This window comes from Pseudomonas sp. TWP3-2 (assembly GCF_049897765.1).
Classification (GTDB): Bacteria; Pseudomonadota; Gammaproteobacteria; order Pseudomonadales; family Pseudomonadaceae; genus Aquipseudomonas.
In genome coordinates this window covers 182,563-205,835 of record NZ_JAFCWW010000008.1, presented here as the reverse complement: position 1 = coordinate 205,835, position 23,273 = coordinate 182,563, and the positions used below count along the sequence as shown (strand labels likewise).

19 protein-coding genes are annotated in these 23,273 nt (G+C 60.6%); 10 read left to right on the top strand and 9 right to left on the bottom strand.

All coding sequences use genetic code 11. The annotated features are described in order from the left end of the window. Positions 1-19 precede the first annotated feature (19 nt). The 4 genes from ACP7EE_RS14685 to ACP7EE_RS14670 all read left to right on the top strand — a co-directional run bounded on the left by ACP7EE_RS14685 (position 20) and on the right by ACP7EE_RS14670 (position 2,779). A complete protein-coding gene (locus ACP7EE_RS14685; RefSeq protein ID WP_426235018.1) occupies positions 20-751 on the top strand; it encodes a substrate-binding periplasmic protein in 732 nt (243 codons plus the stop codon). Between the two features lie 194 nt (positions 752-945). Then, positions 946-1,563: a GTP cyclohydrolase II gene (gene ribA, locus ACP7EE_RS14680; RefSeq protein WP_420648572.1), complete on the top strand. Its 618-nt coding sequence runs from the start codon at positions 946-948 to the stop codon at positions 1,561-1,563. After that, positions 1,560-1,979 (top strand): MFS transporter, encoded by a 420-nt coding sequence (locus ACP7EE_RS14675; protein ID WP_426235017.1) that lies wholly within the window; start codon positions 1,560-1,562, stop codon positions 1,977-1,979. The genes ribA and ACP7EE_RS14675 overlap by 4 nt, the downstream gene beginning before the upstream one ends. Further along, the gene (locus ACP7EE_RS14670; protein WP_426235016.1) at positions 1,979-2,779 is read left to right on the top strand and encodes a cobalamin-binding protein; all 801 of its coding nucleotides are present in this window, start codon (positions 1,979-1,981) and stop codon (positions 2,777-2,779) included. The genes ACP7EE_RS14675 and ACP7EE_RS14670 overlap by 1 nt, the downstream gene beginning before the upstream one ends. Before the next feature lie 150 nt (positions 2,780-2,929). On the opposite strand, the gene ACP7EE_RS14665 is transcribed toward ACP7EE_RS14670, so the two are convergent. The 5 genes from ACP7EE_RS14665 to ACP7EE_RS14645 all read right to left on the bottom strand — a co-directional run bounded on the left by ACP7EE_RS14665 (position 2,930) and on the right by ACP7EE_RS14645 (position 9,471). Further along, a complete protein-coding gene (locus ACP7EE_RS14665) occupies positions 2,930-4,813 on the bottom strand; it encodes a TonB-dependent receptor domain-containing protein (protein WP_426235015.1) in 1,884 nt (627 codons plus the stop codon). A gap of 155 nt (positions 4,814-4,968) precedes the next feature. Then, positions 4,969-6,867 carry a 1-deoxy-D-xylulose-5-phosphate synthase gene (gene dxs, locus ACP7EE_RS14660; RefSeq protein ID WP_426235014.1) on the bottom strand — a complete coding sequence of 633 codons (1,899 nt, stop codon included), beginning with the start codon at positions 6,865-6,867 and terminating at the stop codon, positions 4,969-4,971. 91 nt (positions 6,868-6,958) lie between these two features. Continuing rightward, positions 6,959-7,846: a (2E,6E)-farnesyl diphosphate synthase gene (gene ispA / locus ACP7EE_RS14655; RefSeq protein ID WP_420648567.1), complete on the bottom strand. Its 888-nt coding sequence runs from the start codon at positions 7,844-7,846 to the stop codon at positions 6,959-6,961. Then, positions 7,843-8,085, bottom strand: coding sequence for an exodeoxyribonuclease VII small subunit (locus tag ACP7EE_RS14650; RefSeq protein WP_007894317.1), 243 nt, complete (start codon positions 8,083-8,085; stop codon positions 7,843-7,845). The genes ispA and ACP7EE_RS14650 overlap by 4 nt, the downstream gene beginning before the upstream one ends. A 243-nt stretch (positions 8,086-8,328) precedes the next feature. Further along, positions 8,329-9,471, bottom strand: a complete 1,143-nt coding sequence (locus ACP7EE_RS14645) for a Fic family protein (RefSeq protein ID WP_426235013.1) — start codon at positions 9,469-9,471, stop codon at positions 8,329-8,331. 276 nt (positions 9,472-9,747) lie between these two features. Here ACP7EE_RS14645 and ACP7EE_RS14640 point away from each other — a divergent pair, with 276 nt between their 5' ends. From ACP7EE_RS14640 to ACP7EE_RS14615, 6 genes are read left to right on the top strand one after another with little or no spacing between them, the layout of a single operon-like run. Then, a complete protein-coding gene (locus tag ACP7EE_RS14640) occupies positions 9,748-10,539 on the top strand; it encodes a YfaP family protein (RefSeq protein ID WP_426235012.1) in 792 nt (263 codons plus the stop codon). A 49-nt stretch (positions 10,540-10,588) separates the two neighbouring features. After that, a complete protein-coding gene (locus ACP7EE_RS14635; RefSeq protein WP_426235011.1) occupies positions 10,589-12,301 on the top strand; it encodes a DUF2138 domain-containing protein in 1,713 nt (570 codons plus the stop codon). Then, a complete protein-coding gene (locus ACP7EE_RS14630) occupies positions 12,271-12,936 on the top strand; it encodes a DUF1175 domain-containing protein (protein ID WP_426235010.1) in 666 nt (221 codons plus the stop codon). The genes ACP7EE_RS14635 and ACP7EE_RS14630 overlap by 31 nt, the downstream gene beginning before the upstream one ends. Next, complete coding sequence (locus ACP7EE_RS14625) at positions 12,933-17,498, top strand: alpha-2-macroglobulin family protein (protein ID WP_426235009.1); 4,566 nt, start codon at positions 12,933-12,935, stop codon at positions 17,496-17,498. The genes ACP7EE_RS14630 and ACP7EE_RS14625 overlap by 4 nt, the downstream gene beginning before the upstream one ends. A 1-nt stretch (position 17,499) precedes the next feature. Beyond that, positions 17,500-19,119: a DUF2300 domain-containing protein gene (locus tag ACP7EE_RS14620; protein WP_426235008.1), complete on the top strand. Its 1,620-nt coding sequence runs from the start codon at positions 17,500-17,502 to the stop codon at positions 19,117-19,119. A 3-nt stretch (positions 19,120-19,122) separates the two neighbouring features. Then, complete coding sequence (locus ACP7EE_RS14615) at positions 19,123-19,935, top strand: YfaP family protein (RefSeq protein WP_426235007.1); 813 nt, start codon at positions 19,123-19,125, stop codon at positions 19,933-19,935. 9 nt (positions 19,936-19,944) lie between these two features. Here the strand turns inward: ACP7EE_RS14615 and ACP7EE_RS14610 are convergent, their stop codons facing one another. From ACP7EE_RS14610 to ACP7EE_RS14595, 4 genes are all read right to left on the bottom strand, one after another. Next, positions 19,945-20,397 carry a hypothetical protein gene (locus ACP7EE_RS14610; RefSeq protein WP_426235006.1) on the bottom strand — a complete coding sequence of 151 codons (453 nt, stop codon included), beginning with the start codon at positions 20,395-20,397 and terminating at the stop codon, positions 19,945-19,947. Between the two features lie 450 nt (positions 20,398-20,847). Beyond that, entirely contained in the window at positions 20,848-21,594 is a 747-nt protein-coding gene (locus tag ACP7EE_RS14605; RefSeq protein ID WP_426235005.1) for a S24 family peptidase, read from the bottom strand. A gap of 221 nt (positions 21,595-21,815) precedes the next feature. Then, the gene (gene ppa, locus ACP7EE_RS14600; RefSeq protein ID WP_003205933.1) at positions 21,816-22,343 is read right to left on the bottom strand and encodes an inorganic diphosphatase; all 528 of its coding nucleotides are present in this window, start codon (positions 22,341-22,343) and stop codon (positions 21,816-21,818) included. 113 nt (positions 22,344-22,456) lie between these two features. Next, positions 22,457-23,269 carry a zinc-dependent peptidase gene (locus ACP7EE_RS14595; protein ID WP_426235004.1) on the bottom strand — a complete coding sequence of 271 codons (813 nt, stop codon included), beginning with the start codon at positions 23,267-23,269 and terminating at the stop codon, positions 22,457-22,459. Between the last annotated feature and the right edge of the window lie 4 nt (positions 23,270-23,273).

Here is a 23,273-nt window from a genome sequence, read left to right as displayed (position 1 = left end):
CGTTAAGAGGGGACTAGGGATGGCTTGGCGCTGGTTGGCGGTACTGATTTTGAGTTTCCTGAGCGCGCAGGTCTGCGCTCAGGATGCGCCGCCGTCGGTGATTCATCTGGCCAGCGAAGACTGGGAGGATTACACCGCCGCTGATGGTCATGGTCTCGGTTGGGACGTACTGCGCCTGGTGTTCGAACCGGCCGGGGTCAAACTGGATATCCGCACGGTGCCGTACACGCGCTCAATCGGTCTGGTGCAGTTGAAGGAAGTCGACGCGCTGGTCGGTTCTTATCGCGATGAAGCCGAGCAAGTGCTATATCCGCGTTCGAATTTCGACTCCGATCACATCTATGCGCTGGGGCTGGCGAGCAATCCGCCGCCAACGTTAGCCACGCTGGGCAAATATCGACTGGCCTGGGTGCGCGGCTACCGCTACGAAAACTACCTGCCGAACATCAAACGCTTCAACCAGATCGAGCGCCGCACCGGGATCTTGTCGATGCTCAAACAGGGTCGGGCGGATTACTACATCGATGCCCTGACCGAGATTGAGGTGGTGTTGAAAAATGCACTTGATCCCTCGCAGTTCCGCTATTCGCATCTGGCGGAGTTGCCCTTGTATCTGGGTTTCGCGGATACGCCTCAGGCTCGGGCATTGATGTCGCTGTACGACCAGCGCATGGAGCAGTTGAAGAAAAGCGGCGAGCTGAAGCCGATCTTCGAGCGCTGGAAGCAGCCGTATCCATTTGACTCCAACTAAGCGCGGTTGACTGGCTGATGAAGGACCCTGTAGGAGCTGGCAAGCCAGCTCCCACAGGTACTGCAGTGTCTGCAGGGCAGTCATCAAACTTTTTGATCGTTATGCCCCATAATTCAGCCTAAGCGTGCGCAGGAACCTGCTGTTACAATGCCGGCCAGCGAATTTTCAGACTTTTCTAGATCAGGAGCACACCGGTGCCTGTCGTTTTTGTCGCCGCTTCCAAGCTGCCAACGCCTTTTGCGCAATTCACCATGCACGGGTTTCTCGACGAAGCCACCGGCCGCGAGCACGTTGTGCTGAGCCTGGGTGAGATTGCCGACGGGGCTCCGGTACTCGGCCGCCTGCACTCCGAATGCCTGACCGGTGACGCCTTGTTCAGCCAGCGTTGCGACTGCGGTTCGCAACTCGAAGGCGCACTCAAAGCCATCGCTCGCGAAGGCCGCGGCGTGTTGCTGTACCTGCGTCAGGAAGGTCGCGGCATTGGTCTGTTGAACAAGATCCGCGCCTACGAATTGCAGGACGGCGGCGCCGATACCGTTGAAGCCAACGAGCGGCTGGGCTTCGCGGCCGATCAGCGCGACTACGCGATGTGCCTGCCGATGCTCGAGCATCTGGGCGTGAAATCCCTGCGGCTGATGACCAACAACCCGCGCAAGGTCAAAGCCTTGACCGACATGGGCATCGTGGTCGCCGAGCGCGTGCCGCTGCACACCGGCCACAACCCGCACAACAAACTCTATCTGGCGACCAAGGCCAGCAAGCTCGACCACATGATGGGCAACGAGCATCAGGGCGAGGCCGACCGCGCGTGACTCGCGGTCAGGTGCGACGCCGATTGTCGGTCGACTGGTGGAAATACCTCGCGTTGGCATTGCTGCCGTTGTTCGTGATCAACGGTGTGTTTGGCCAGGGCGAATCGATTTTGCCGGTGCTGGCGATGCCGTTGTTTATCGCGGGTGTGGCCTCGATGTTTGTCAGCCTGAAGTTTTTCGGCCGCTACAAACATGCGCTGATTGCCACGCAGAAATCCCTGAATACCCCGGAAGAGCCGGCCGCGTGGATCGCACTCGCGGCGCGTCGGCGTACGGCGTTCCTTGTGGCGGCTCTGCCGGCATGGATCGGCGCTCTGGCGGTGTTCGTCGGCCTCGAAGCCGTGCCGCTGATGCTGCTGGCGCTGTCCACCGCCGTGCTGTTCTACCTCTACCGTATTCCGCGTCAACTCGGCTGATGCGCCGTCTGTGGCTGGCGGTTCTGCTGCTGGCCGCAAGCAGCCCGACGCTGGCTGCTCTGCGCGTGGTCAGCCTCGCGCCATCCCTTTCTGAAATCGTCGTTGAACTGGATTCGGCCGACCTGTTGGTGGGTGTGCTGGATGCCGGTGAGCGGCCGGCTGCGCTCAAGGGTTTGCCGTCGGTTGGGCGTTACGGGCAACTCGATATCGAACGTTTGCTCAGCCTGCAGCCGGATTTGTTGCTGCTCTGGCCCGGCAGTGTCGGCCCGGCGCAGCGTGATCAACTGCAGCGTTTGCGCATTCCAACCTTTGTCGCCGAACCGCACAGTTTTGAGCAATTGACGGCACAGATTGAAGCCATCGCGGTGCAGATTGGTCGGCCGGAGCGCGGTGTGCAGCGGGCGGCGCAGCTACGGCAAAAACTTGATGAATTACGCCAGCGCTATCGCCGGGAAACGCCGTTGCGTGTCTTCTATCAAGTATGGGACAAACCGCTCTATACGGTGGGCGGCGGGCAAATCATCAGCGATGCGCTTGAGGTCTGCGGCGCGCGCAATGTATTTGCCGACCTGAGTTTGCCGGCGCCACAAGTCAGCATTGAAGCGGTGTTGCAGCGTGACCCTGAAGTGATTCTGGCCAGTGATCAGGCGCAGCTTGATGCGTGGAAAGCGTGGCCGCAGGTGGCGGCGGTTCGGCACGGGCAGTTGCTAATGATCACCGACAAAGGCCTCGAACGCCCGAGCGGACAGATGATCGACGCAACTGCCACGCTCTGCCACCTCATCCAGCCTGACAAATAATCTGTGGCGAGGGAGCTTGCTCCCGCTGGGCTGCGAAGCGGCCCCAAGACCGGCTAACTGGATCTATCAGGAGCACCGCATCCAGCGATTTACGACTGCTGCGCAGCCGAGCGGGGATAAATCCCCTCGCCACAATGATTGAGTCAAGCGTTAGAGCTGTGGGGTCCAGGTCACGCCAAACATGAACGCCCGACCTTCCTCGCGATAGCCGTACTGATTTCCGTCATGGCTGTACAGCGCGCGGCTGTAACCTTTGTCGAGCAGGTTATCCACTTTGAAATCCAGCTTGATCTCACGATTCAGCGCCCAACTGCTGCGTAGCCCAATCAGCGCATAACCACCCAGCGGCTGCTGATTGTTCAAGTCGTCATAACTGCTGCTCACTGCCTGCCAACTCGCGCCTAGACCGAGGCGGTCGAACTGCCGATCCAGATCCCAACTCACTGTGCGCCGGGCACGTCGCGCCAATGTATGCCCGGTATCGCGGTCGCGCGGGTCGATGATCGCCATGCCAAGGTTGCTCTGCCAGCCGAACAGTTCTTGTTTGAGCGCCGCTTCAAAGCCATTGATCCGCGCCGAGGCGACGTTTTCCGGGCGTGAGTTGCTGCCGAAAATGATCGCGTCTTGTAGATCGGTGCGGTACAGCGAAGCTTCGAGGCGGCTGCTGTCCGTCAACTGGCTGCGCCATTGCAGCTCGTAGCTTTTCGAGGTTTCCGGCTTCAAGTCCGGGTTGCTGAAATCCGGGTAATACAAGTCATTGAAGGTCGGCGCGCGGAAGCCTTCGCTGTAGCTAAGCAACAGATCGTTATCCGTGTTGACCGGCAGCGTCAGCGTACCGCTCCAGCTGTTCTGGCCGCCGAACTGCTGGTTGTCATCGTGACGCAAACCCAGTTCAGTCGAGAAGCTGTCAGCCTGAAACCGATGCTGGATAAACGCCGCGCGATTCCAGCGGCTGTCTTCGTCGAACGCGGTGCTGCTGTTGATTCGATCTTCATACCAGTCGCCGCCAAGGATCAGGCTGTTGCGTGCATCCAGCGTCAGGTCGTTCTGCCAGGTTACTGAGTCGCGGTACGTGTTGAATACCGTGCGCTCGACGCTGAGCTTGTCGAAGGTCTGCTCGCGGTTTTCGCTGTGGCCGAGTTCGAGGCGCGACTTCCAGCGCTCGTTGATCCGCGCATCCATGTAGCTGCTGAAACTGCTGACCGTGAACTCGCTGTAAGGCTGCTGTTGCACGGAGTCGAAGGTGACCGGGTCGAAGCGACCGAACGGGTTGTCGAACTCACCTTTGCCACGGTTATCCAGCAGATTGGCGCCGACTTCGACGTCATCGGTCAGCGCGTGGCTGAGGCTCAGGCTGATGGATTTATTGCGGTAGGCATCGTGATCGCTGTCGCTCGGATACGACTCGTGGGTGCGGTCGATGCCTGCGGTTTCATCAAGGCTGGCGCCGAGGTTGAAACGGGTTTTCTCATCGCCACCGGACAAACCGACACTGCGTTCCCAGGTCTGATTGCTGCCGAAACCGACGTGCATGCGTGGTTGCAGGCCAGTTTCGCCGCCGCGCCGGGTGAAAATCTGAATCACCCCGCCAATCGCATCGCTGCCGTAAATCACCGAGCGCGAGCCGCGCAGCACTTCCACGCGCTCGATTTGCTCGATGTTCAGGTGTTGCAGGTTGCTGTCGCCGGAAGTCGAGTTGCCAACGCGCTGGCCATCGACCAGCACCAGACTCTGCGCCGATTGCGTGCCGCGAATGTAGATCCCCGGCAGACTGCCGCGCCCGCCGGTCTGCGCGACCTGCACACCCGGCACCCGTTGCAGCAGATCAGTGACGCTGCGCGGTTGCAGGCGTTCGATGTCGTCGCGGGTGAACACAGTGTTGGCGGCGCTGCTGTCGTTGCGCGCCTCGACCTGACGGTTGGCGCTGATCAGCACGTCTGGCAGCTTCAACGCTTGATCGCGTTCGAAGGTATCGGCGAGAGCGTTGGCGGTTGGCAGCAGAAGGAGGGGCAGGGCGAGGCGCGAAAACTTCATCGAGCAGTCCATGGGTGCTAGGGATGTACACAAATCAGGTGGGTCCACAAAACACTGTGGGAGCGGGTTTGCCCGCGATGAGGTCGGCACAGTCAACATTGATGTTGGATGTACCGACGCCATCGCGGGCAAGCCCGCTCCCACAGGGATGGTGTTTATTTGTTGAGCAGTTGCAGACGCTCGCGAATCGACGCTTCGATCCCGGCTTCGTCCAGCCCGCACTCGGCCAGCATCTGCGCCGGTTTCGCGTGCTCGACGTAAACATCCGGCAGACCCAGATGCAGCACCGACTTGAGGATGTTCTCGCGGGCCAGGAATTCGCTGACTGCGCCACCGGCACCGCCCATGATCGAGTTCTCCTCGATGGTCACCAGCAACTCGTGGCTGCCAGCGATCTCGCGCACCAATGCTTCATCCATCGGCTTGACGAAACGCATGTCGATCACCGTCGCATCCAGCGTCTCGGCGACTTTCAGTGCTTCGGTCAGTTGTACGCCGAACACCAGCAGCGCCACCTTGCTACCTTGGCGCCGCACCACACCCTTGCCGATTTCAATCGGATCGAGGTTGCTTTCGATGGTCGCGTTCGGGCCGTTGCCGCGCGGATAACGCACTGCCGCCGGGCCGTTGTACAGATGGCCGGTGGTAAGCATTTTGCGCAATTCGTTTTCATCGCTCGGGGTCATGATGACCATGCCCGGGATGCAGCGCAGGTACGACAGGTCGAAACTGCCGGCGTGCGTCGGGCCGTCTTCGCCGACCAGACCGGCACGGTCGATGGCGAACAGCACGTCGAGGTTCTGCACCGCCACGTCATGCACCAACTGATCGTAGCCGCGTTGCAGGAACGTCGAGTAGATCGCCACCACCGGCTTCGCGCCTTCGCAAGCCATACCGGCCGCGAACGTCACGGCGTGTTGCTCGGCAATTGCCACATCGAAGTAGCGCAGCGGGAAACGTTCGCTGAACGCCACCAGATCCGAGCCTTCCTTCATCGCCGGCGTGATGCCAACCAATCGCGGATCAGCCGCGGCCATGTCGCACAGCCACTGGCCAAACACGCCGGAATACTTCGGCCCGCCAGCCTTCTTCGGTGCAGCAGCAGGAGCGTCGACAGGCTCCAGCTTGGTGATCGCGTGATAACCGATCGGGTCGACTTCCGCCGGGGCGAAGCCTTTGCCTTTCTTGGTGACGACGTGCAGGAATTGCGGGCCTTTCAGATCGCGCATGTTGCGCAGGGTCGCGATCAGGGTTGGCAAGTCATGGCCGTCGATCGGGCCGATGTAGTTCCAGCCCAGCTCTTCGAACAGGGTGCCGGGGACCAGCATGCCTTTGGCGTATTCTTCGGTGCGACGGGCGATTTCCCAGGCGCCGGGCAGGCGCGACAGCACTTTTTTGCTGCCTTCGCGCATGCTCGCGTAAGTGCGGCTGGAAAGGATCTTCGCCAGATAATTCGACAGACCGCCGACGTTGCGCGAGATCGACATGTCATTGTCGTTGAGGATCACCAGCATGTTGGCGTTGACTTCCGGCGCGTGGTTCAACGCTTCGAATGCCATGCCGGCCGTCAACGCGCCGTCGCCGATCACCGCGATGGCCTTGCGATCGCTGTTCTGCAGGCGGGCGGCAATCGCCATGCCCAGCGCTGCGCTGATCGAGGTGCTGGAGTGGCCGACGCCAAAGGTGTCGTACTCGCTCTCGGCGCGACGCGGGAAGGCAGCGATGCCATCCTTCTGGCGCAGGGACTCCATGCGCTCGCGGCGACCGGTGAGGATCTTGTGCGGATAAGCCTGATGACCCACGTCCCACACCAGCCGGTCGTCCGGGGTGTCGAAGACGTAATGCAGCGCGATGGTCAGCTCGATGACGCCCAGGCCTGCACCGAAATGCCCACCGGTCTGGCCGACCGTGTAGAGCAATTCCAGGCGCAACTCATCGGCCAGGGTTTCCAGCTCGGCTTCGCCTAACCGGCGCAGGCCGTCCGGCGTATTCGCACGGTCGAGCAGGGGCGTGGTCGGGCGCTTGCGGGGAATCTCATGAAACGTCGTGGGCATCAGGCGAATCGTTATAGGTATAAAAGATGCGGCAGTTTACCTGATGCATCGCCCCCTGCCCACGCGTTGGTCTTTTTTGGCGGATTCGCCGTCAGCTTCGGCGGTCCACGATGTACCGGGCCAGCTCGCGTAGCGGCTCGGCAGCCGCGTCAAACGGTCGCAGCGCATGCAGGGCCTGATCACGCAGCTCCAGCGCGTAGGCCTTGGCCGCGTCGAGGCCGAGCAGGGCCGGGTAGGTCGGCTTGTCGCGGGCAATGTCCGCGCCCTGACGTTTGCCGAGGGTAGCGGTATCGCTTTCGACGTCGAGGATGTCGTCCTGCACCTGGAACGCCAGACCGATGGCCTGTGCATAAGTCTGCAGGGATTTCAGCTCGTCCTGCTCGGCGCGGCCGCTGGCCAGGGCGCCGAGTTTGACGCTGACTTCGATCAGCGCACCGGTCTTGTGCCGATGCATCTGTTCGAGGGCTTTTTGATCAAGCTTCAGACCAACCGAACCTAAGTCGATGGCTTGACCGCCGACCATGCCCGCCGGGCCTGCGGCCAGTGCGAGGGCGCTGACCATTTGCAAGCGAATGTCTGCGCTCGATTCACTCAGGCGCGGGTCGAGCAGGGCGCTGAACGCCAGGCTCTGCAACCCGTCACCGGCGAGAATCGCGCAGGCTTCATCGAATTTCTTGTGGGTGGTCGGCTGGCCGCGACGCAGATCGTCATCGTCCATCGCCGGCAAATCGTCGTGCACCAGCGAGTACGCGTGGATCAGCTCGACCGCGCAGGCCGCGCCGTTGGCCTGTTCAGCCTTGCCGCCGAGGGCTTCGCACGCGGCGTAGGCCAGCAGTGGACGCACGCGTTTGCCGCCGTTCATCACGCTGTAGCGCATTGCTTCATAAAGGCGCGCCAACTCTGGCAGCGGCGCGTTGAACAAGGTTTCCAGCGCAGCGTTGACCCGCGCCTGGCTGGTGGCCGAATACGCTGCGATCATTCTGGCTGATCCGCGTCGAAGGGTTCCTCGGCCAGCTCGCCATCGCGTTCGAGCAGCACCTGCACCTTCTGCTCGGCCTGCGCCAGCGCTGCCTGGCAATCACGGGTCAGCCCGATGCCCTGCTCGAAAGCGGTCAGCGAGTCTTCCAGCGACAATTCACCATTCTCCAGACGCTCGACCAGTGTTTGCAGGTCGGCGAGGGACTGTTCGAAATCCAGTGCAGCTTTTTTGCGGGCCATGGCGGCGATTTCCGGTTGACGTTAAACCGGCGCGACACTAGCAGATAGGGGGTTCATGGGCAAATGAGCGGGGTGGCCCGACACGTTTTTCCTGTGGCGAGGGAGCTTGCTCCCGCTGGGTTGCGAAGCGACCCCAAAACCTACCGCCGCATTTTTTCAGCCAGGGTGCATTGACCTTTTTGGGCCTGCTGCGCAGTCCAGCGGGAGCAAGCTCCCTCGCCACAGTGGTTGGCGATGATCGTACTACGTGGATTGATTCGGATAGCTGATCTGATAACGCGTACTTCGTCCGCCGCCGGGCAGGCGTTGCAGGCAGCCTTTTTCCACTAATTCTGCCAAATGTCGGGTCGCCGTCGCCTTGGACACCTTGGCCACAGCTTGGTACTGCGCCGCGCTGATGCCGTGCTCAAAACCGCGTTCACCGCCGTCAAGCAAGCGGTTGAGTACTTTGATCTGTTCCACCGATAGCTCGGATTCTTGGTGCGCCTGCCAGAAACGCGCCTTGCCCAGCACACTGTCAATGCGCGCGATGGCTTGCTGCAGGCTGCGCAGCAGGGTTTGCAGAAACCATGTCAGCCATTCGGTGATGTCCGACGTGGCTTTCTGACTCGATTCGAGAATTCGGTAATAACCTGAGCGGTCATCGAGAATGCTGGCCGACATCGCATAAAAGCGGATCGCCTGCGCTTCACCCTGAGCCAAAGCCAGATCTGTTATGGTGCGGGTCAGGCGACCGTTGCCGTCGTCGAACGGGTGCAGTGTGACAAACCAGAAATGTGCGATGCCTGCGCGCAGCAATGGGTCGAGTCCAACCTGATTCTCGCTGGCGTCGAACCACTTGAGAAAGCTGTCGAGTTGCCGTTCAAGGCCCTGTCGCGGCGGGGCTTCGAAGTGCACGGTCGGACGGTCAATGCGCCCGGACACCACTTGCATCGGTTCATCGCCGCGTAATGCACCAACGTTGATCGAGCGCGAGGAGAAGCTGTTTTCCTGTTCTGGAAACAACCAGGAATGCCACTCCAGCAACCTCTCCAGCGTCAGCGGCTGATCAACGTGCCGCGTAGCGTCGAGCATCAATTGCGCCAGACCTTCACTGCGCTGACTGACGTTATCGTCATCGGCTACTTCCAGCCCCAGACGCCGCGCCAGTGAAGAACGCACCGAGCCGACATTCAGTTGCTCACCTTCGATAGCGGAAGAAGTCACGATGTTTTGCAGTAACGCGTCCAGCTCGGTTTGAGCGCTCAGCGAGTTGCCCACCGAACCGGCCATGCCCATCAATTGGCCCTGCGCCTGAACACACTCACGCAGCAACGGCGCAAGACGATTCTCCTGCCATTTGAAGTCGGGCCAGTCAGGTTGCTGCCAGATCCAGTGTGTGGTCATCAAGTGTCGTTCCTGAATGCGTGAGCCGAATAGAAATGCTATTCGGCTCATTTCGTGAGCCGAATATGACGCCTATTCGGCTCACGGTCTACTCAACGGCGTGATTCCTACCGCAAATACACATGTATCCGATTGTTAAAAAACTGCCGAATGGCTAACCTTCGCGCCATCTACGACCCGATAGTCACGGGTCTTTCAGACGAAACGCAGTTGTCATCACTGTGAAGTACCGAGGATCGGGTGCAAGGTTTCGTCAGGCATGGCAGGAGGCATCACATGCGTTCATTTCTTTTGCTGCTGATCGGGTTGGCCTGTACGCCCGCGTTGCACGCTGCGCCGACTGCTGACATGTCGGAACCAGTCGGCGGTTGGCGTTACAACGGTTTGCTCGACCGCAGTGAAAACCCGCAAGTCGCCTATCCCACGCCGCCGATCGATCGCGGCATCCAGCGCAATCGCACGATGATTCAGGGCCAGCTCAAGGCCATCGGCAACCAACGCGGGCCGCATACGCTGGCAGTGAATGGCAATCCTCTCAACCTGTACACCGACGACAATGGGCGTTTCGCAAGGCCGTACGCATTTGGCGCGGGCTCCAACAGCGTCGAAGTACGCAGTGCCGAAGGCCAGTCACTGAAGCGCGTGCAATTTTATGAAGCAAATAACTTGCGCACGCCCGCGCGAATTCGTCTTGTCTTGGGCTGGGACGATCCGAAGGCCGAACTCGATTTGCACGTCATTACCCCGGACGGCCAGCACGCCTACTGGGCGCGCCCGGCGATGAGTAACGGTGGCGGCCTGGAACCTGATGGCGTCGACGGCCCCGGTCCGGAAATGTTCACCATGACCGCGCCGCTGCACGGCACCTATCTGGTTTACGTCAACTATTGGGGCAACTTCGGCAACGGCGGCTATAACTTCGAGGAGACCAGCAATCAGAACGAGGTGATCACCTCGCAGATCACGCTGGTGCTCAACGAAAACACCGTCAATGAAAAACGCGAAACCTTCATCGTGCCCCTGCGGGCCATCGGTGATCTGCTGCTGGTCAAGACTTTCAACTATTAAGCATCCCGCCACGGATGAATTCGTCAGCTTCGGGAACATGAGCGAAAAGATGAGCGATAACACTGCTGCACCAGCCGCTGAAACACCTGCCGGCAAACCTCCCCGGCGCTGGCCGATGCTGGCGCTCGGGCTGTGCCTGGTGGCCGGCGTGGCGGGCGGTATTGGCTGGCTGATGCTGAAACCGAAGCCGCCTGCAGCGGAGCTGGCGAGCGACAAGCTTGGCCTGAGCCGTCCTGACGCGCTGCTCGAAACCCGTTCCCTGAGCCAGTTGCCCAAGGACTTGTTGGCGGTGCCGTTCCTCAAGGCCACGCTGACCGAGGATTTCGTCTTCTATTACGAAACCCACGCCGACCGTCTCGGTTTGATCGGCAGCCTGCGGCGGATTGTTTACGAGCATGACTTGAAGTTGCAGGACAGTCTGATTGAGCAACTTTTCGATCAACCGGCCGATGTGGCGCTGTGGCGTGGGGCTGACGGGCGCTTGAAGGATTTTCTGTTGGTGATGGATCGCGGCGGGCTGGCCAAGGTGCTGGAGCCGCTGGCAAAAGTCGCGCTGGATGATGCGCAGCTCAGTGTGTTCGGGACCTTGAACGTCGCAGGCGATGAAGTGCCGCTTTATCAGTTGAGCTACAACGCCAGCAAATCGCTGCTGTTCGCCTCGCGCGGCGACAAACTGGTGGTGCTGTCCAACCCTTCGAAATACTACGACCCGGAAACCGGCGCCTCTGAAGAATCGGGGCGCGTTTCGACGCAAGCGCTGGCTGCGCTGCTGAATGGCGAAAAACTCTTCCCCGAGGCCTTCGGTCTGCCGGCCAAGGCGCCGGAAATCAAACAGCGTCTGTCGGTGAATTCCAGCGTTCTGGCCATGGGTTATCAGCGCTTCATCCCGAATTTCGCCGGTCTGCGTTTCGACATGGACGACAAAGGCTGGCACAGCTTCCTCGCCATGGATGAACTGGAAAATCAGCCTGACTTCGATTTCAAACCGGTGTGGCAAGCCATGCCGCTGGACGCCAGTGCCTGTGTGACCTTGCCGGTCGCCGCCGAACCGCAAAAGCCATTGCTGGTGAAACTTGGCGCCGACGAAGCGGTGGCGCAAAAACTCACCGAACACGTGGCTGGCGCTGCAGGCCTGTGCTGGTACGCCGACTCGCGGCTGTACACGCCGTTGCTGGTCGCCAGCCTGAAGGACGAAGACAGCGGCAAGCTCGACGGCGATCTCGGCGCGTTGTTCGGCTCGATGGTCGGCGCCTATGAAAGCAACGTTGAGGAACACGCGTTTCCGGTGGTCGAGAAACAGGAAGGTCAGAGCCACCTCTGGCAGCGTCAGGTCAGCTCGAACTTCGGCCCGTACGCGGCCAAGGATGCCGAAAACCCGGACGCGATTTCCGGCAAGGCCTTCATGAAAGTCAGCCTCGCACGCCACGGTTCGACGCTGCTGTTTTCCCTCGACGACAAACTCGTCGACAAAGCCCTCGGCACCCTCGACAAACGCTTCCCGCCGATGGCTGACGTGTTGCCGAAAGATTTGCTGATGCCGATCTACTTCGGGCCGGATTCGATGGCGCAACTGATGCAACAGGAAACCCTCGACAGCCTGCCGCAGGACATGGAGCCGGTGTTCTACAACGCCGCGCAAACCTACCTGCTGCCGAAACTGCGCACCCTCGGCGGCTACGGCAAATACGCCCTGACCTTGCCTGAAGGCAGCGAGCCGGACGGCCACTGGCAATGGCTGCCGCTGGAGTGGAAAGCCCTGTGACCGCACTGATCCGCAGCCTCGGCCTGCTCGCGCTGTTGCTCAGCGCGAGTGCCCGAGCCGTCGAAGCGCCGGCGCTTGATCCGGCACAGTCGCAGGTGTTTCGCGCCTGGTTCGTGCGCATCGCGCAGGAGCAACTGAGCCAAGGCCCGAGCCCGCGCTGGTATCAGCAGGACTGCGCGGGGCTGGTGCGTTTCGCTGCCAATGAAGCGCTGAAAGTCCACGACGACAAATGGCTGCGCAGCAATGGCCTGTCCAATCGCTACCTGCCGCCCGAACTGGCGCTGAGCGACGCGCAACGCAAGTTCGCCCAGCAGTGGCAGCAGGGCGGCGGCAAGGTCGGGCCGTACGTCAACGCGATCAAACTGATTCAGTTCAACAGCCATCTGATCGGCCGCGACGTGTCCCAGGCACGCCCCGGCGATCTGATGTTTTTCGATCAGGGCGACGACCAGCACCTGATGATCTGGATGGGCCGCTTCATCGCCTATCACACCGGCACCACCACCCCGACTGACAACGGCATGCGTTCGGCAAGCCTGCAGCAACTCATGACATGGAAGGACACCCGATGGATACCCGACGCAGCCAACCCCAACTTCATCGGCGTCTATCGACTGAACTTTCTCTCCCAATGACCGGTGCCCGCATGCTGCGTTTACTGCCTCTGCTGATGTTATTAACACTGCCTTTTTCGGCGGTGAATGCCGAAGACACGGTTGAGCCGAGCGGCTATACGCCGGTGTCCGGTGAAAGTTTTTTCCTGTTGGCTGACAGCAGTTATGCTGCCGATGAACAGGCGATGGTGCGCCTCGAAGCGCCGGGTCGCGACTATCGTCGCTTTCGCATGGAACCGTACGGCGGCGCCGATATCCGCGTGTACAAAATCGACAAGCCGCTGGATTTTCTCAAGCGCCAAAAGAACCTGCATCGAGTGGTCAGCGATGGTCAATTCAAGGGCGAAGGCCTGTCCAACACCCTCGCGTACCTCTGGGATAACTGGTATCGCAAATCCCGTCGTGTGATGCAGCGCGCGTTCTCCTACGAGTCGCGCAAACAAGTCACCGAAGAAGTGCCTGAGCTGAAGATGGGCAACGCAATTGCCGCGCCGACGCCGTACGACGCGCAGCCGCAATTCGCGCTGATTCCGGGCTTGCCGGTGGTCAGCCAGTTCCGCTATCCGCTGTGGCAGGCCAAGCCGATTCAGCCGCCTGCTGGTGTGAATCTGGCCGGTTCGTCCAGCGACTTCGTCAGCGTTGCGCCGGGCAATGTGTACATCTCGTTGGGCAACCTGAAACCGGGTCTGTATCTGGTCGAAGCGTTGATCGGCAAGTACCGCGCTACGACCATGGTCTTCGTTTCCAACACCGTCGCCGTGAGCAAGATTGCCGGCGATGAATTGCTGGTATGGGCCGCGCGCAAACACGAGGGCAGTTCGGTACCGAAAGTGAATGTGCTATGGACTGACGGCCTCGGCGTGATGAGCAGCGGCGCCACTGACGCCGATGGTTTACTGCGTTTGAAACACGTCAGCCCGGAGCGTTCGTTCGTGATCGGCGAGGATGAAGAGGGCGGCGTGTTCGTCTCGGAAAACTTCTATTACGACAGCGAAATCTACGACACCAAACTCTACGCCTTCACCGACCGGCCGCTGTATCGCCCGGGCGATTGGGTGTCGCTGAAAATCGTTGGTCGTGAGTTCAAGAACGCGCGGGATTCAGTCGCGCCGGGTGCTGCCGACGTCAACGTCAGCGTGCTTGACGCCACCGGAACCGAGTTGCAGCGGCTGGATCTGAAACTCGATTCGAAGGCCGGCACTCAAGGTCGTTTCCAGTTGCCGGACAACGCCGTGGCCGGTGGTTATGAACTGCGTTTCAACTACAAGGATCAGGCCTACAGCAGCGCCTTCCGTGTAGCCGAATACATCAAACCGCACTTCGAGATTTCGCTGAACCTTGCCAAACAGGACTACCGCACCGGCGAACCGGTCAAGGGTAGTCTGATGTTGCTCTACCCGGACGGCAAACCGGTGGCCAACGCCAAACTGACCCTGAGTCTGCGCGCTCAGCAACTGTCGATGGTCGACAACGAGCTGCAATACCTCGGGCAATTCCCGGTGGAATTGACCAGCACCGAACTGACCACCGACAGCAAAGGCAACGCGACCCTCGACCTGCCGGCCGCCGACAAACCGAGCCGCTATATGCTCAGCGTGTTTGCCAGTGATGGTGCGGCGTATCGGGTCAAGACCACCAAGGAAATCCTGATTGATCGCGGTGCCGCAAGCTTCCGGCTGACTGCGCCGCAGCGCTTCAGCGCGGTGAACGACAAAGTTGCGTTCAGCTATGTCAACGAGGGCGGCAGCGCGCAAGCACAAGCCGTGGTGCCGAGCAGCTACAGTTGGGTGCGCCTCGAAGACCAGACCACCGGCGAAGGCAAACTCGCGGCCAAGGACAAAGGCTTCAGCCTCGCCTTCGAGCGTCCCGGCACGTACAACCTGTCACTGAAAGATCAATACGGTCGCGTCCTCGGTGGCACCGCGCATGCGGTCACTGGCGACGGCGTCAAAGCGGTGCCGGGCACCGTGGAAATCGTCCTCGACAAAGCCGAGTACAAGGCCGGCGATGAAGCGCTGGCGCTGATCACTTTCCCGGAGCCGGTCAGCGATGCCTTGCTCTCGCTGGAGCGCGACAAGGTCGAAGCTACCGCGCTGCTGGCCAAGGGCGGCGACTGGCTGAAACTGGAAAAACTCAGCGAAACCCAATACCGCGCGCGCATTCCGGTGAAGGACAACTTCGCGCCGAACCTGACCTTTTCCGTGCTCTACACCAAGGGCGGTCAGTACAGCTTCCAGAACGCCGGGATCAAGGTCGTCGCGCCGCAAATCGACGTGGCGATCAAGACTGACAAAGAGACTTATCTACCAGGCGATACTGTCACGGTCGATCTGACCACGCAGTTCGCCGGTAAAGCAGTGCCTGCGCATTTGACGGTCAGCGTCGTCGACGAAATGGTCTACGCGCTGCAACCGGAAGTTGCGCCGACCATCGACCAGTTCTTCTATCATCCACGGCGTAACAACGTGCGCACCAGCGCCAGCCTGTCGTTCATCAGCTACGACGTGGCGCTGCCGGGCAGCCCTGGCGCACCGGGTAAGGCCAACCGCAGCGAGCGTGGGGTAAAAGTGCTGGAGCGGCCGCGTCGCGAAGACGTCGACACCGCGGCATGGCAGCCGGAACTGCTCACCGATGCCGACGGCAAAACCCGTTTCACCTTCAAGATGCCGGACTCGCTGACGCGCTGGCGCATCACCGCGCGAGCGATCGCCGATGACGGTCAGGTCGGACAGAGGAAGCAATTCGTGCGTTCGGAAAAACCGCTGTACCTGAAGTGGAGCGGGCCGAGCAAATTCCGTAAGGGCGATCAGCCGCAACTGGGTGTGTTCGCCTTCAGTCAGGCCGAAAAACCGGTCAAGGCTGAACTGGTTACGCGCTACGCCGGCACCGAACAACGCCTGCCGGTGACGCTGAACAACGGCATCAACTATCTGCCGCTGCCAGCGTTTGCTTTGGCCTCCGGCGAGTGGACCGCCGAGTTGGTGCAGGACGGCAAAACTGCCGACGCGCTGGCCGTGCGCCTGACCGCGACCGGCGAAGGCTGGCAGGTCACGCAGACGCAAAGTCTGGATGTGGTCAGCGGCGACACGCCGTTGAGTCTGCCGGCGGACGCCACGGATATTCGCCTGCGTCTGGATGACAGTCCGCAAGCGCTGTTCCGTTCCGCGCTCGACGATCTGCTGAGCTACCCGTACGGCGGCGTCGAGCAGACTGCCAGCCGTTTGCTGCCGCTGAGCATCGCCTATCCGTCGCTGGCCTCAAACCCGCAGATCCGCGACCGCTTACGCCTGATCATGCAGAACAGCCGTCTGCGTCTGGTGCAAATGGCCGGGCCGTCGGCGAGCTTCACCTGGTGGGGCCTCGATGGCGAGCCGGATGCGTTCCTCACCGCTTACGCTTACTACGCCGACTGGAACGCCAGCCAGGTGCTGGAACTGACTCTGCCGCCGGAGCATTGGCAGCGGGTGCTGGAGGTCTACGCCAAGCAAGCGCCGAACACGCCGTTGCTGCAACGCGCGCTGATTCTGTCGTTCGCCAAGCAGATGCATCTGCCGGTGAACACGCTGCTGACCGGGTTGATGGAGGATCTGGCCAAGGCTGGCGAAGGTAACGCTGCCAATCTGATGGAGGATGGCGAAGACAGCTTGGTGATGAGCGATCCGGATTCGGCGCTCGGTCTGGCGGCGGCGCGGTCGTTGACGGCAGCGCTGGCGCGTCAGGCCAAAGTGCCGTTGCCGGACGCGTTCAATCGTCAGGTGGCGGATGCGCAGCAACGTCTTGCTGTGAGCTCCCAGCCGTTTGCCGAAGCGCTGAATCTGTCACTGCAGCCGTTCGATCAGGCGCGGGCGCAAGCATTGCTGCAACGACTGTTGCCGCAGCAATCGACGCTGGAACGTGCGTTGGCGCTGACCTGGTTGCAACGCAGCATTGAGCAGGCGTCGCCGACCATCGCCCTGACACCGGGTGAAGGCTGGAAGAAACAGTACGGCTCGACCGGTGAGATGTACTGGACGTGGCAGGGCGCTGCGCCGGTACCGTCCGTATTGTCGGTTTCGGGTACGCAAGAACGTCCGTTGCGTGCAGCCGTGAGCTTCCAGACTCAGCAACCGGCAGTCGATCCGATGGCCGTGACCATCACCCGACGCCTGTCGCGTCTGGTGCCAGGCGATGAAGCGTTCACCTTCAAACTGGAACCGGTCGGCACTAAACCGCTGTCCAGCGACAGTCTGTATCTGGACGAAGTGATCCTCACTAGCAAAGCACCGAAACCGCTGCGCTACGGCATCCTCGAAGTGCCGCTGCCGCCGGGCGCCGATGTGGAGCGCACCACGTGGGGCATCAAGTTGCAGGGCAAGGACGGCACCGAACCGACCGCGCTGGAAAAGGCGCGTTTCGAACCGGGCCAACTGGCCTACGCGGTGCCGGTGGATGCGCTGAGCGGCGAACTGCGCCTGCGGCATCTGGTGCGCTTCTCGCAGAAAGGCCAGTTCAACCTGCCGCCAGTACGTTTCACGCAGATCTATGCGCCGCAGCATCAGGCTCGCGAAGCCAAAGCGGCCCTCGGCCAGGTCACGGTCAACTGACATGACCCGGCCGCTGGTCTGGCTGCTGCTGTGTATGCTTCCTGCGCTGGCGACGGCGCAGGACGAATCGTTGCGGGTGGCGTACAAGGGCGAGTTGCTGACGTTGAATCAGACGCAGCTGATCGCCCGTGAGCCTTTGCCGAACTCGCTGGATACGCCGCTGGGCAGTCTGTGGAAGCTGTTTGTCTACGCGTGGCTGGTGGATACCGGCGCGCGCGAGCCTGCCTACGAGTGTCGCGGGCAGTCGAAAGAAGAAGTTTATTGCTGCACGGCTGGCGGCAAGATCGAGCGTGATCAGGCGTTGGTGAAATCCTGCGGGCTGTATTTCGAGCCTGCGCGACTGGGGATTTCCGCTGCTGATTGGCGTGAGTATTGGCAGGCGAAGAATGCGCCATCGTGGTTGCTGGATTTGCCTTCGGTGCAACCGGCCAGCCGGGTTTCTGTGGCTGAATTATTGAGCGTTCTGGCTTGGCTGCCGGCGCAAGAGCAGATGCGTCGCGTGTTGCTCGACGTGGTGCTAAACGCGGCGGACGGTAACGTCGTCGGTGAACTCGGCGGACGTTTGCGGGTGAAAACCTGGAGCTGGCTGGGGGATCAGGACCCGCAATCACGGCAGGGCGGATTTGCCGGTTGGACGGCGGATGGCTCACCGGTCTGGGCCGGTGGGCGTGGCACCAGTCAGATGGTTCTGCGGCATTACGGTTCGGCACTTTCTACCGTGTTGCCTGCTGGATGGCCGGCGGATGCCGGGCGTTGCGTTGAGGTCGGGTTGTTTTCGCGTTACCCGTTAAGTCGGGTTTTGGCGGGTGAACGGGTTGCGGTTTCTGGCCCGTTGCAGGGCGACTACCGCGTCGAGTTCGCCAACGGCAATGCGCTGGATATCCACAGCGATGGCGAACTGTTTCTGCTCAACGACAAACTCGTTGCACGGCTAGATCGCGAAGAGTACGTCGCCCGCGTGTTAGAGCGCGAAGCTAAACCCGAACCCGCCGAAGCTGCCAAAGCCTTGGCAATCGCGATCCGTACTTACCTGCTGCAAAACGCCACGCGCAACGGCGACTGCCTGAGCATCGACGACAGTAGCACCCGCCAGCGCGTCGCGCCGCGTCCAGCCTCGGCCGAATCGCGCAGCATCGCCGCGTGGACAGCCGATCTGGTGCTGGCCGGGAGCAGCGTCACCTATCACTCCGACCAACCCGGCCCGGACAAACTCGCCTGGCAACAAGCCGTCGAGCAAGCCAATGCCGGCCAGCGTTACGACGCGATTCTGCTGCACGCCTACCCGCGCGCCAGCCTCAGCCGCTGGGACAACCCGGTTGCCTCCTGCGAAGCACTGCCCGCCGCGCAAGACTGGCTGCAAAAACAACGGCGCGGCTGGCGTCCGACGCTGGAAAGCGAAACCGGCTACAACGAAGTCAGCACATTCGCCGTGTGCAAATTGGCGTTCGGTCGGCCCTTCGTCGACCGCGAACGCCAGCGCATCTACGTGCGCGGCGTGCTGACCTTGCAGGATCGCCTCGACCTGACACACGAATATCTGCACCTGGCCTTTGAAGCACATCCCAATGGCCAGGATGAAACCTACATCGAAGGGCTCGCCCGTCACCTCTTGCTGGAATAGACCATGACACCTCGTTATCCACAGGTCTTGCTGCTGCTCTGCGCCCTCGGCGCCCTCTCGCCGGCCAGCGCCGCAAACGGCGTCAAACTCGACACCCCGGTCGGCGGCTGGCGCAGCGGCGCCCCCGAAGGCGAGGGCGAAAGCTTCAGCCAGACCGTCAACTACCCGGCCTCCTCGGTCAACACCCCGCCCAGCCAAGCGAAAACCGCACGCATCAGCGGCGAAATCAAAGCCACCGCTAAAACCAACGAACCCGGCCGCCTGATCGTCAACGGCGTCAGCATGCCGCTGAAAATCGACGACAGCGGCCGCTTCGACCGCCCGTTCTCCTTCCCCAACGGCAGCAACAGCGTCGAAGTCCGCAGCCCCGACGGCCAGCAACGGCACCGCACGCAATTCCTCAACACCAGCGGCGGCGCCACCCCAGCGAAACTGCGAGTGTTGTTGGCGTGGGACAGCGACGGCACCGACCTCGACCTGCACCTGGTCACGCCCGATGGCGGACACATCTGGTACGGCAACCGCGTCGCACCGAACGGCGGCGCATTGGACGTCGACGTCACCACCGGTTACGGCCCGGAAATCTTCGCCATGCCCGCGCCGATCAAAGGGCAGTATCTGGTGTATGTGAATTACTACGGCGGTGGATATCGTGGGGATGATGAAGGCGGGGATGAGGCGGTGCAGGCGCTGACCACGGCGCAGGTGACGGTGATTACTGAGGAAGGGACGCCGAACGAGAAGATGGAGACTTTTCTGGTGCCGATGCGGGCGGTGGGGGAGTTGACGTTGGTTAAGTCGTTTAGTTATCCCTGACTTACCTGATTAGTCAGGCAAAACGCCGCACAGTGCATTGCCTTCGTAACCATGAAAAATCGGTGCCAGCACCATGAATGGACCACAGGCGTAGAACGGGGATGGCACTTTTTGCTGCGTGTTGAGCAGAACCGCTTCCCTGCCGAATTGGTCATTGCCGAAGGATTCTTCGTAATACGACTCGCACACCGGCAACTTCAGCGGCACCGGGATCACCAGCGCCCAGACAGTAATCCCGCACCATTCGCGGGTGGGTGTTGATCGGGAGGATCTACTGATTTGGGGGGGGATTGAGCGGGAGCTTTGCGCTTTGTAGGCGTCGGTTTTAAGTGTGATTTTTTCCGGGAACGACAATCCCACTCCTACGCATGCAGTCAGGCTAAAGCACAGAGCCGAAATCAGTCCGGCGAATTTCAGGGCAAACGAGATCAAATTTGAACGTCCTTGTAGTGCTTTGAGCATTGATGTTGCCAAGATTTTTTCCGCTGAATGATAGTGCAAACACCTTGTGCACAATTGCGCGCTGATCAGCCAGCGGCGATGTTGTACTCGATAACCACTTTTCCAACAGACATTAAAAAGCCGGCTTGTGGCCGGCTTCTCGGGGACTGGCTTGGTTTATTTTTGGTAAACCGCGCCAGCCTTCAAAACGTACACCCGGATCTTGCGTCCGGCTGTGGGACTTGGTCAGACAGTGGTCTGCCGCGTCGGGCGCTCTCTGAACCGCTGGGCGGATCGATGCGCGAATGTGGGGCGCAGGATACTGAGTTTTGCCACCGATTCCCAGCTTGAAGTGCGGTTTAGAGCGATCAATCCCGGAACAATCCGGGATTTGAACTGGCTTTCAGGGCCTCATCGCGGGCAAGCCCGCTCCCACAGGGTTCTGGGTGATGCTGAGTCAGTAAAACCAACTCACAGAAACGGCACCACCGGCCTTCGCTTGCTCAACGTTGACCACCAGAACACCCAGCCCAATATATGGATTCGCTGTTCATCGATCTGCGCTGTGCGGAGGATCTCGTCGGGGTGCTCGGCGCTGTTGTGGCTGCGCAGGCGCAGGCCGTTGCCGGGCATGCGGTGCAGGTATTTGATGCGCAGCATGCCGTCGTGTTCGATGGCGTAGATTTCGCCGTCGACTACTTGAGTGAGGCCGCGGTCGATGGCGACGACGGAGCCGTCTTCGATGTGCTCGGCCATGCTGTTACCGATCATGTGCGCGCAGATCGCGTCGCCAGGTCTGACTTCAAGTTTTTCCAGATGGGCGCGTGGCAGGCGGATGGATTGCTCCGGATCCTGGATGACGTGGGTTTTGCCGGCGCCGGTGGCGAGTGGGGTTTCCTTGAAGAACGGCAGGTCGATGTCGTTGGGGTTGGTGACGGTATAGATGCCGCCGACGGATTGGGCGTCGAAGGTGTCGCCGTTGCTGGCCGGGGCGTGGAGTTGCGGGGATTCTTTGGTGCCTTCGCCGGTCTTCAGCCATTCGCTGTTGACGGAGAGCAGGCGTGAGACTTCTTCCATGCGGTACGCGGGGACGCCCCGGGTGTACCAGTTATGAACGTTTTGGGCTTCCGTGCCCCAGAACTTTGCGAATCCCGTGGTGGAGATGTTCGCAGCTTCCAGGAGTGCCTTGAATCTTGGACCGCTAGTGTTCTTTCTCATAAACACGAGTCTACGGCCGGTATAGAGCGGTTTGAATAAACCTTGCGTTCAAAAAACCGGCAAATTTTGCGACGGGATGTAAGACGTGCTTGTGGGAGATTACACACGATAAAACTTTTCTGTAGTCCTCTATAAACAGGTTGTTTAAGACGCAGTCGTGCAGGCAAAGAAAACCCCGGATCAACCGGGGTTCTCTTCAAGCATTGCGCAGGTCGGGAAGCTTAGCCTTTGTAGGCAGCAACCGACTTGGTGATTGCTTCGCGAGCGGCGTCTGCGCCAGCCCAGCCTTCGATTTTCACCCACTTGCCTTTTTCAAGGTCTTTGTAGTTGGCGAAGAAGTGCTCGATCTGCTGGATCAGCAGTGGCGGCAGGTCGGTGTATTCCTTCACGTCGACGTACAGCTGGGACAGCTTGTCGTGTGGGACTGCGATGACTTTGGCATCGCCGCCGCCGTCGTCGGTCATGTTCAGGATGCCGACCGGACGTGCGCGGATCACCGAGCCTGGAGCAACCGGGTAAGGGGTCACAACCAGCACGTCGAGGGGATCACCGTCGTCAGCCAGGGTGTTCGGGATGTAACCGTAGTTGGCCGGGTAGAACATCGGGGTGGCCATGAAACGGTCAACGAACAGGCAATCGCTGTCTTTGTCGATTTCGTATTTGATCGGCGCGTGGTTGGCCGGGATCTCGATCGCGACGTAGATGTCGTTCGGCAGGTCTTTGCCAGCCGGAATCTTGCTGTAGCTCATTGGGCGGTGCCCCCGTTAGTTGACCAAAAACACTTGGCCGGATTGACCAAAAAGTGGCGGCGATTATAGGCATATTCTGCCGTGGACGCCACGTAGCGGAAGTCATACAGACTTTACTCGTGAGCCTGATAGACCGGGTCCTGCGCCTGAAGTTGCCGCAACCGGCTCAACGGATCCTGGCGGTAGAAAAGCTTGAGCTGCGCATACACCTGTGGATAAGCCTCATGCAGCAGGTCCGGGGCGCTGAAGAAATATTCGCTGGTGACGGCGAAGAACTCTGCAGGGTTCTCGGCGGCGTACGGATCAATGGCAGTTTCGACGTCTGGATCGTGGTCGAGCTGGCGATTGAGATCGTCATAAGCCGATTGCATCACGTCGGCCCAGTCCTTGACCCGCATATCTGCGTGCAGTGGTGGCAGGCCGTTGGCGTCGCCGTTGAGCATGTCGAGCTTGTGCGCGAGTTCGTGGATCACCAGGTTGTAACCTTCCCAGCCACCACTGGCCATCACCCCCGGCCAAGCCAGAATGATTGGCCCTTGCTGCCAGGCTTCGCCGCTGTGTTCGCCGTCCCATTCATGCTCGACACCGCTGGCATCACGATGACGCTGCGGGCTGAGAAAGTCGTCGGGATACAGGACGATTTCGTGAAAACCCTGATACCAGTTCAGATCGCCCAGGTGCAAAAGCGGCAATTGCGCTTGGGCGGCGAGCAGCAGGCGTTGTTCCTGATGCAGTTCGACGCCGGGCAGGGCGGTCAGGTGCTTTTCATCGAGGAACAGCACGCAGGCTTCGCGCAACCACTGATCTTCGGCGGCGCTGATGCCGTCGAGAAAGCTCAGGAGATGGCGCACCCGCTGCCACAGATCGTCGGCAATCGGGTGCTTCGCGAGGATGCGCCTGCGTCGCCAGGCGCTCAGCGACCACATCGGC

Bases quoted from the DNA above. Each gene is read 5' to 3' on its own strand.
- ACP7EE_RS14685 (WP_426235018.1), top strand. From the start codon at position 20: ATGGCTTGGCGCTGGTTGGCGGTACTGATTTTGAGTTTCCTGAGCGCG.
- ACP7EE_RS14670 (WP_426235016.1), top strand. From the start codon at position 1,979: ATGCGCCGTCTGTGGCTGGCGGTTCTGCTGCTGGCCGCAAGCAGCCCG.
- ACP7EE_RS14665 (WP_426235015.1), bottom strand. From the start codon at position 4,813: ATGAAGTTTTCGCGCCTCGCCCTGCCCCTCCTTCTGCTGCCAACCGCC.
- dxs (WP_426235014.1), bottom strand. From the start codon at position 6,867: ATGCCCACGACGTTTCATGAGATTCCCCGCAAGCGCCCGACCACGCCC.
- ispA (WP_420648567.1), bottom strand. From the start codon at position 7,846: ATGATCGCAGCGTATTCGGCCACCAGCCAGGCGCGGGTCAACGCTGCG.
- ACP7EE_RS14650 (WP_007894317.1), bottom strand. From the start codon at position 8,085: ATGGCCCGCAAAAAAGCTGCACTGGATTTCGAACAGTCCCTCGCCGAC.
- ACP7EE_RS14645 (WP_426235013.1), bottom strand. From the start codon at position 9,471: ATGACCACACACTGGATCTGGCAGCAACCTGACTGGCCCGACTTCAAA.
- ACP7EE_RS14640 (WP_426235012.1), top strand. From the start codon at position 9,748: ATGCGTTCATTTCTTTTGCTGCTGATCGGGTTGGCCTGTACGCCCGCG.
- ACP7EE_RS14635 (WP_426235011.1), top strand. From the start codon at position 10,589: ATGAGCGATAACACTGCTGCACCAGCCGCTGAAACACCTGCCGGCAAA.
- ACP7EE_RS14630 (WP_426235010.1), top strand. From the start codon at position 12,271: ATGGCTGCCGCTGGAGTGGAAAGCCCTGTGACCGCACTGATCCGCAGC.
- ACP7EE_RS14625 (WP_426235009.1), top strand. From the start codon at position 12,933: ATGACCGGTGCCCGCATGCTGCGTTTACTGCCTCTGCTGATGTTATTA.
- ACP7EE_RS14620 (WP_426235008.1), top strand. From the start codon at position 17,500: ATGACCCGGCCGCTGGTCTGGCTGCTGCTGTGTATGCTTCCTGCGCTG.
- ACP7EE_RS14615 (WP_426235007.1), top strand. From the start codon at position 19,123: ATGACACCTCGTTATCCACAGGTCTTGCTGCTGCTCTGCGCCCTCGGC.
- ACP7EE_RS14610 (WP_426235006.1), bottom strand. From the start codon at position 20,397: ATGCTCAAAGCACTACAAGGACGTTCAAATTTGATCTCGTTTGCCCTG.
- ACP7EE_RS14605 (WP_426235005.1), bottom strand. From the start codon at position 21,594: ATGAGAAAGAACACTAGCGGTCCAAGATTCAAGGCACTCCTGGAAGCT.
- ppa (WP_003205933.1), bottom strand. From the start codon at position 22,343: ATGAGCTACAGCAAGATTCCGGCTGGCAAAGACCTGCCGAACGACATC.
- ACP7EE_RS14595 (WP_426235004.1), bottom strand. From the start codon at position 23,269: ATGTGGTCGCTGAGCGCCTGGCGACGCAGGCGCATCCTCGCGAAGCAC.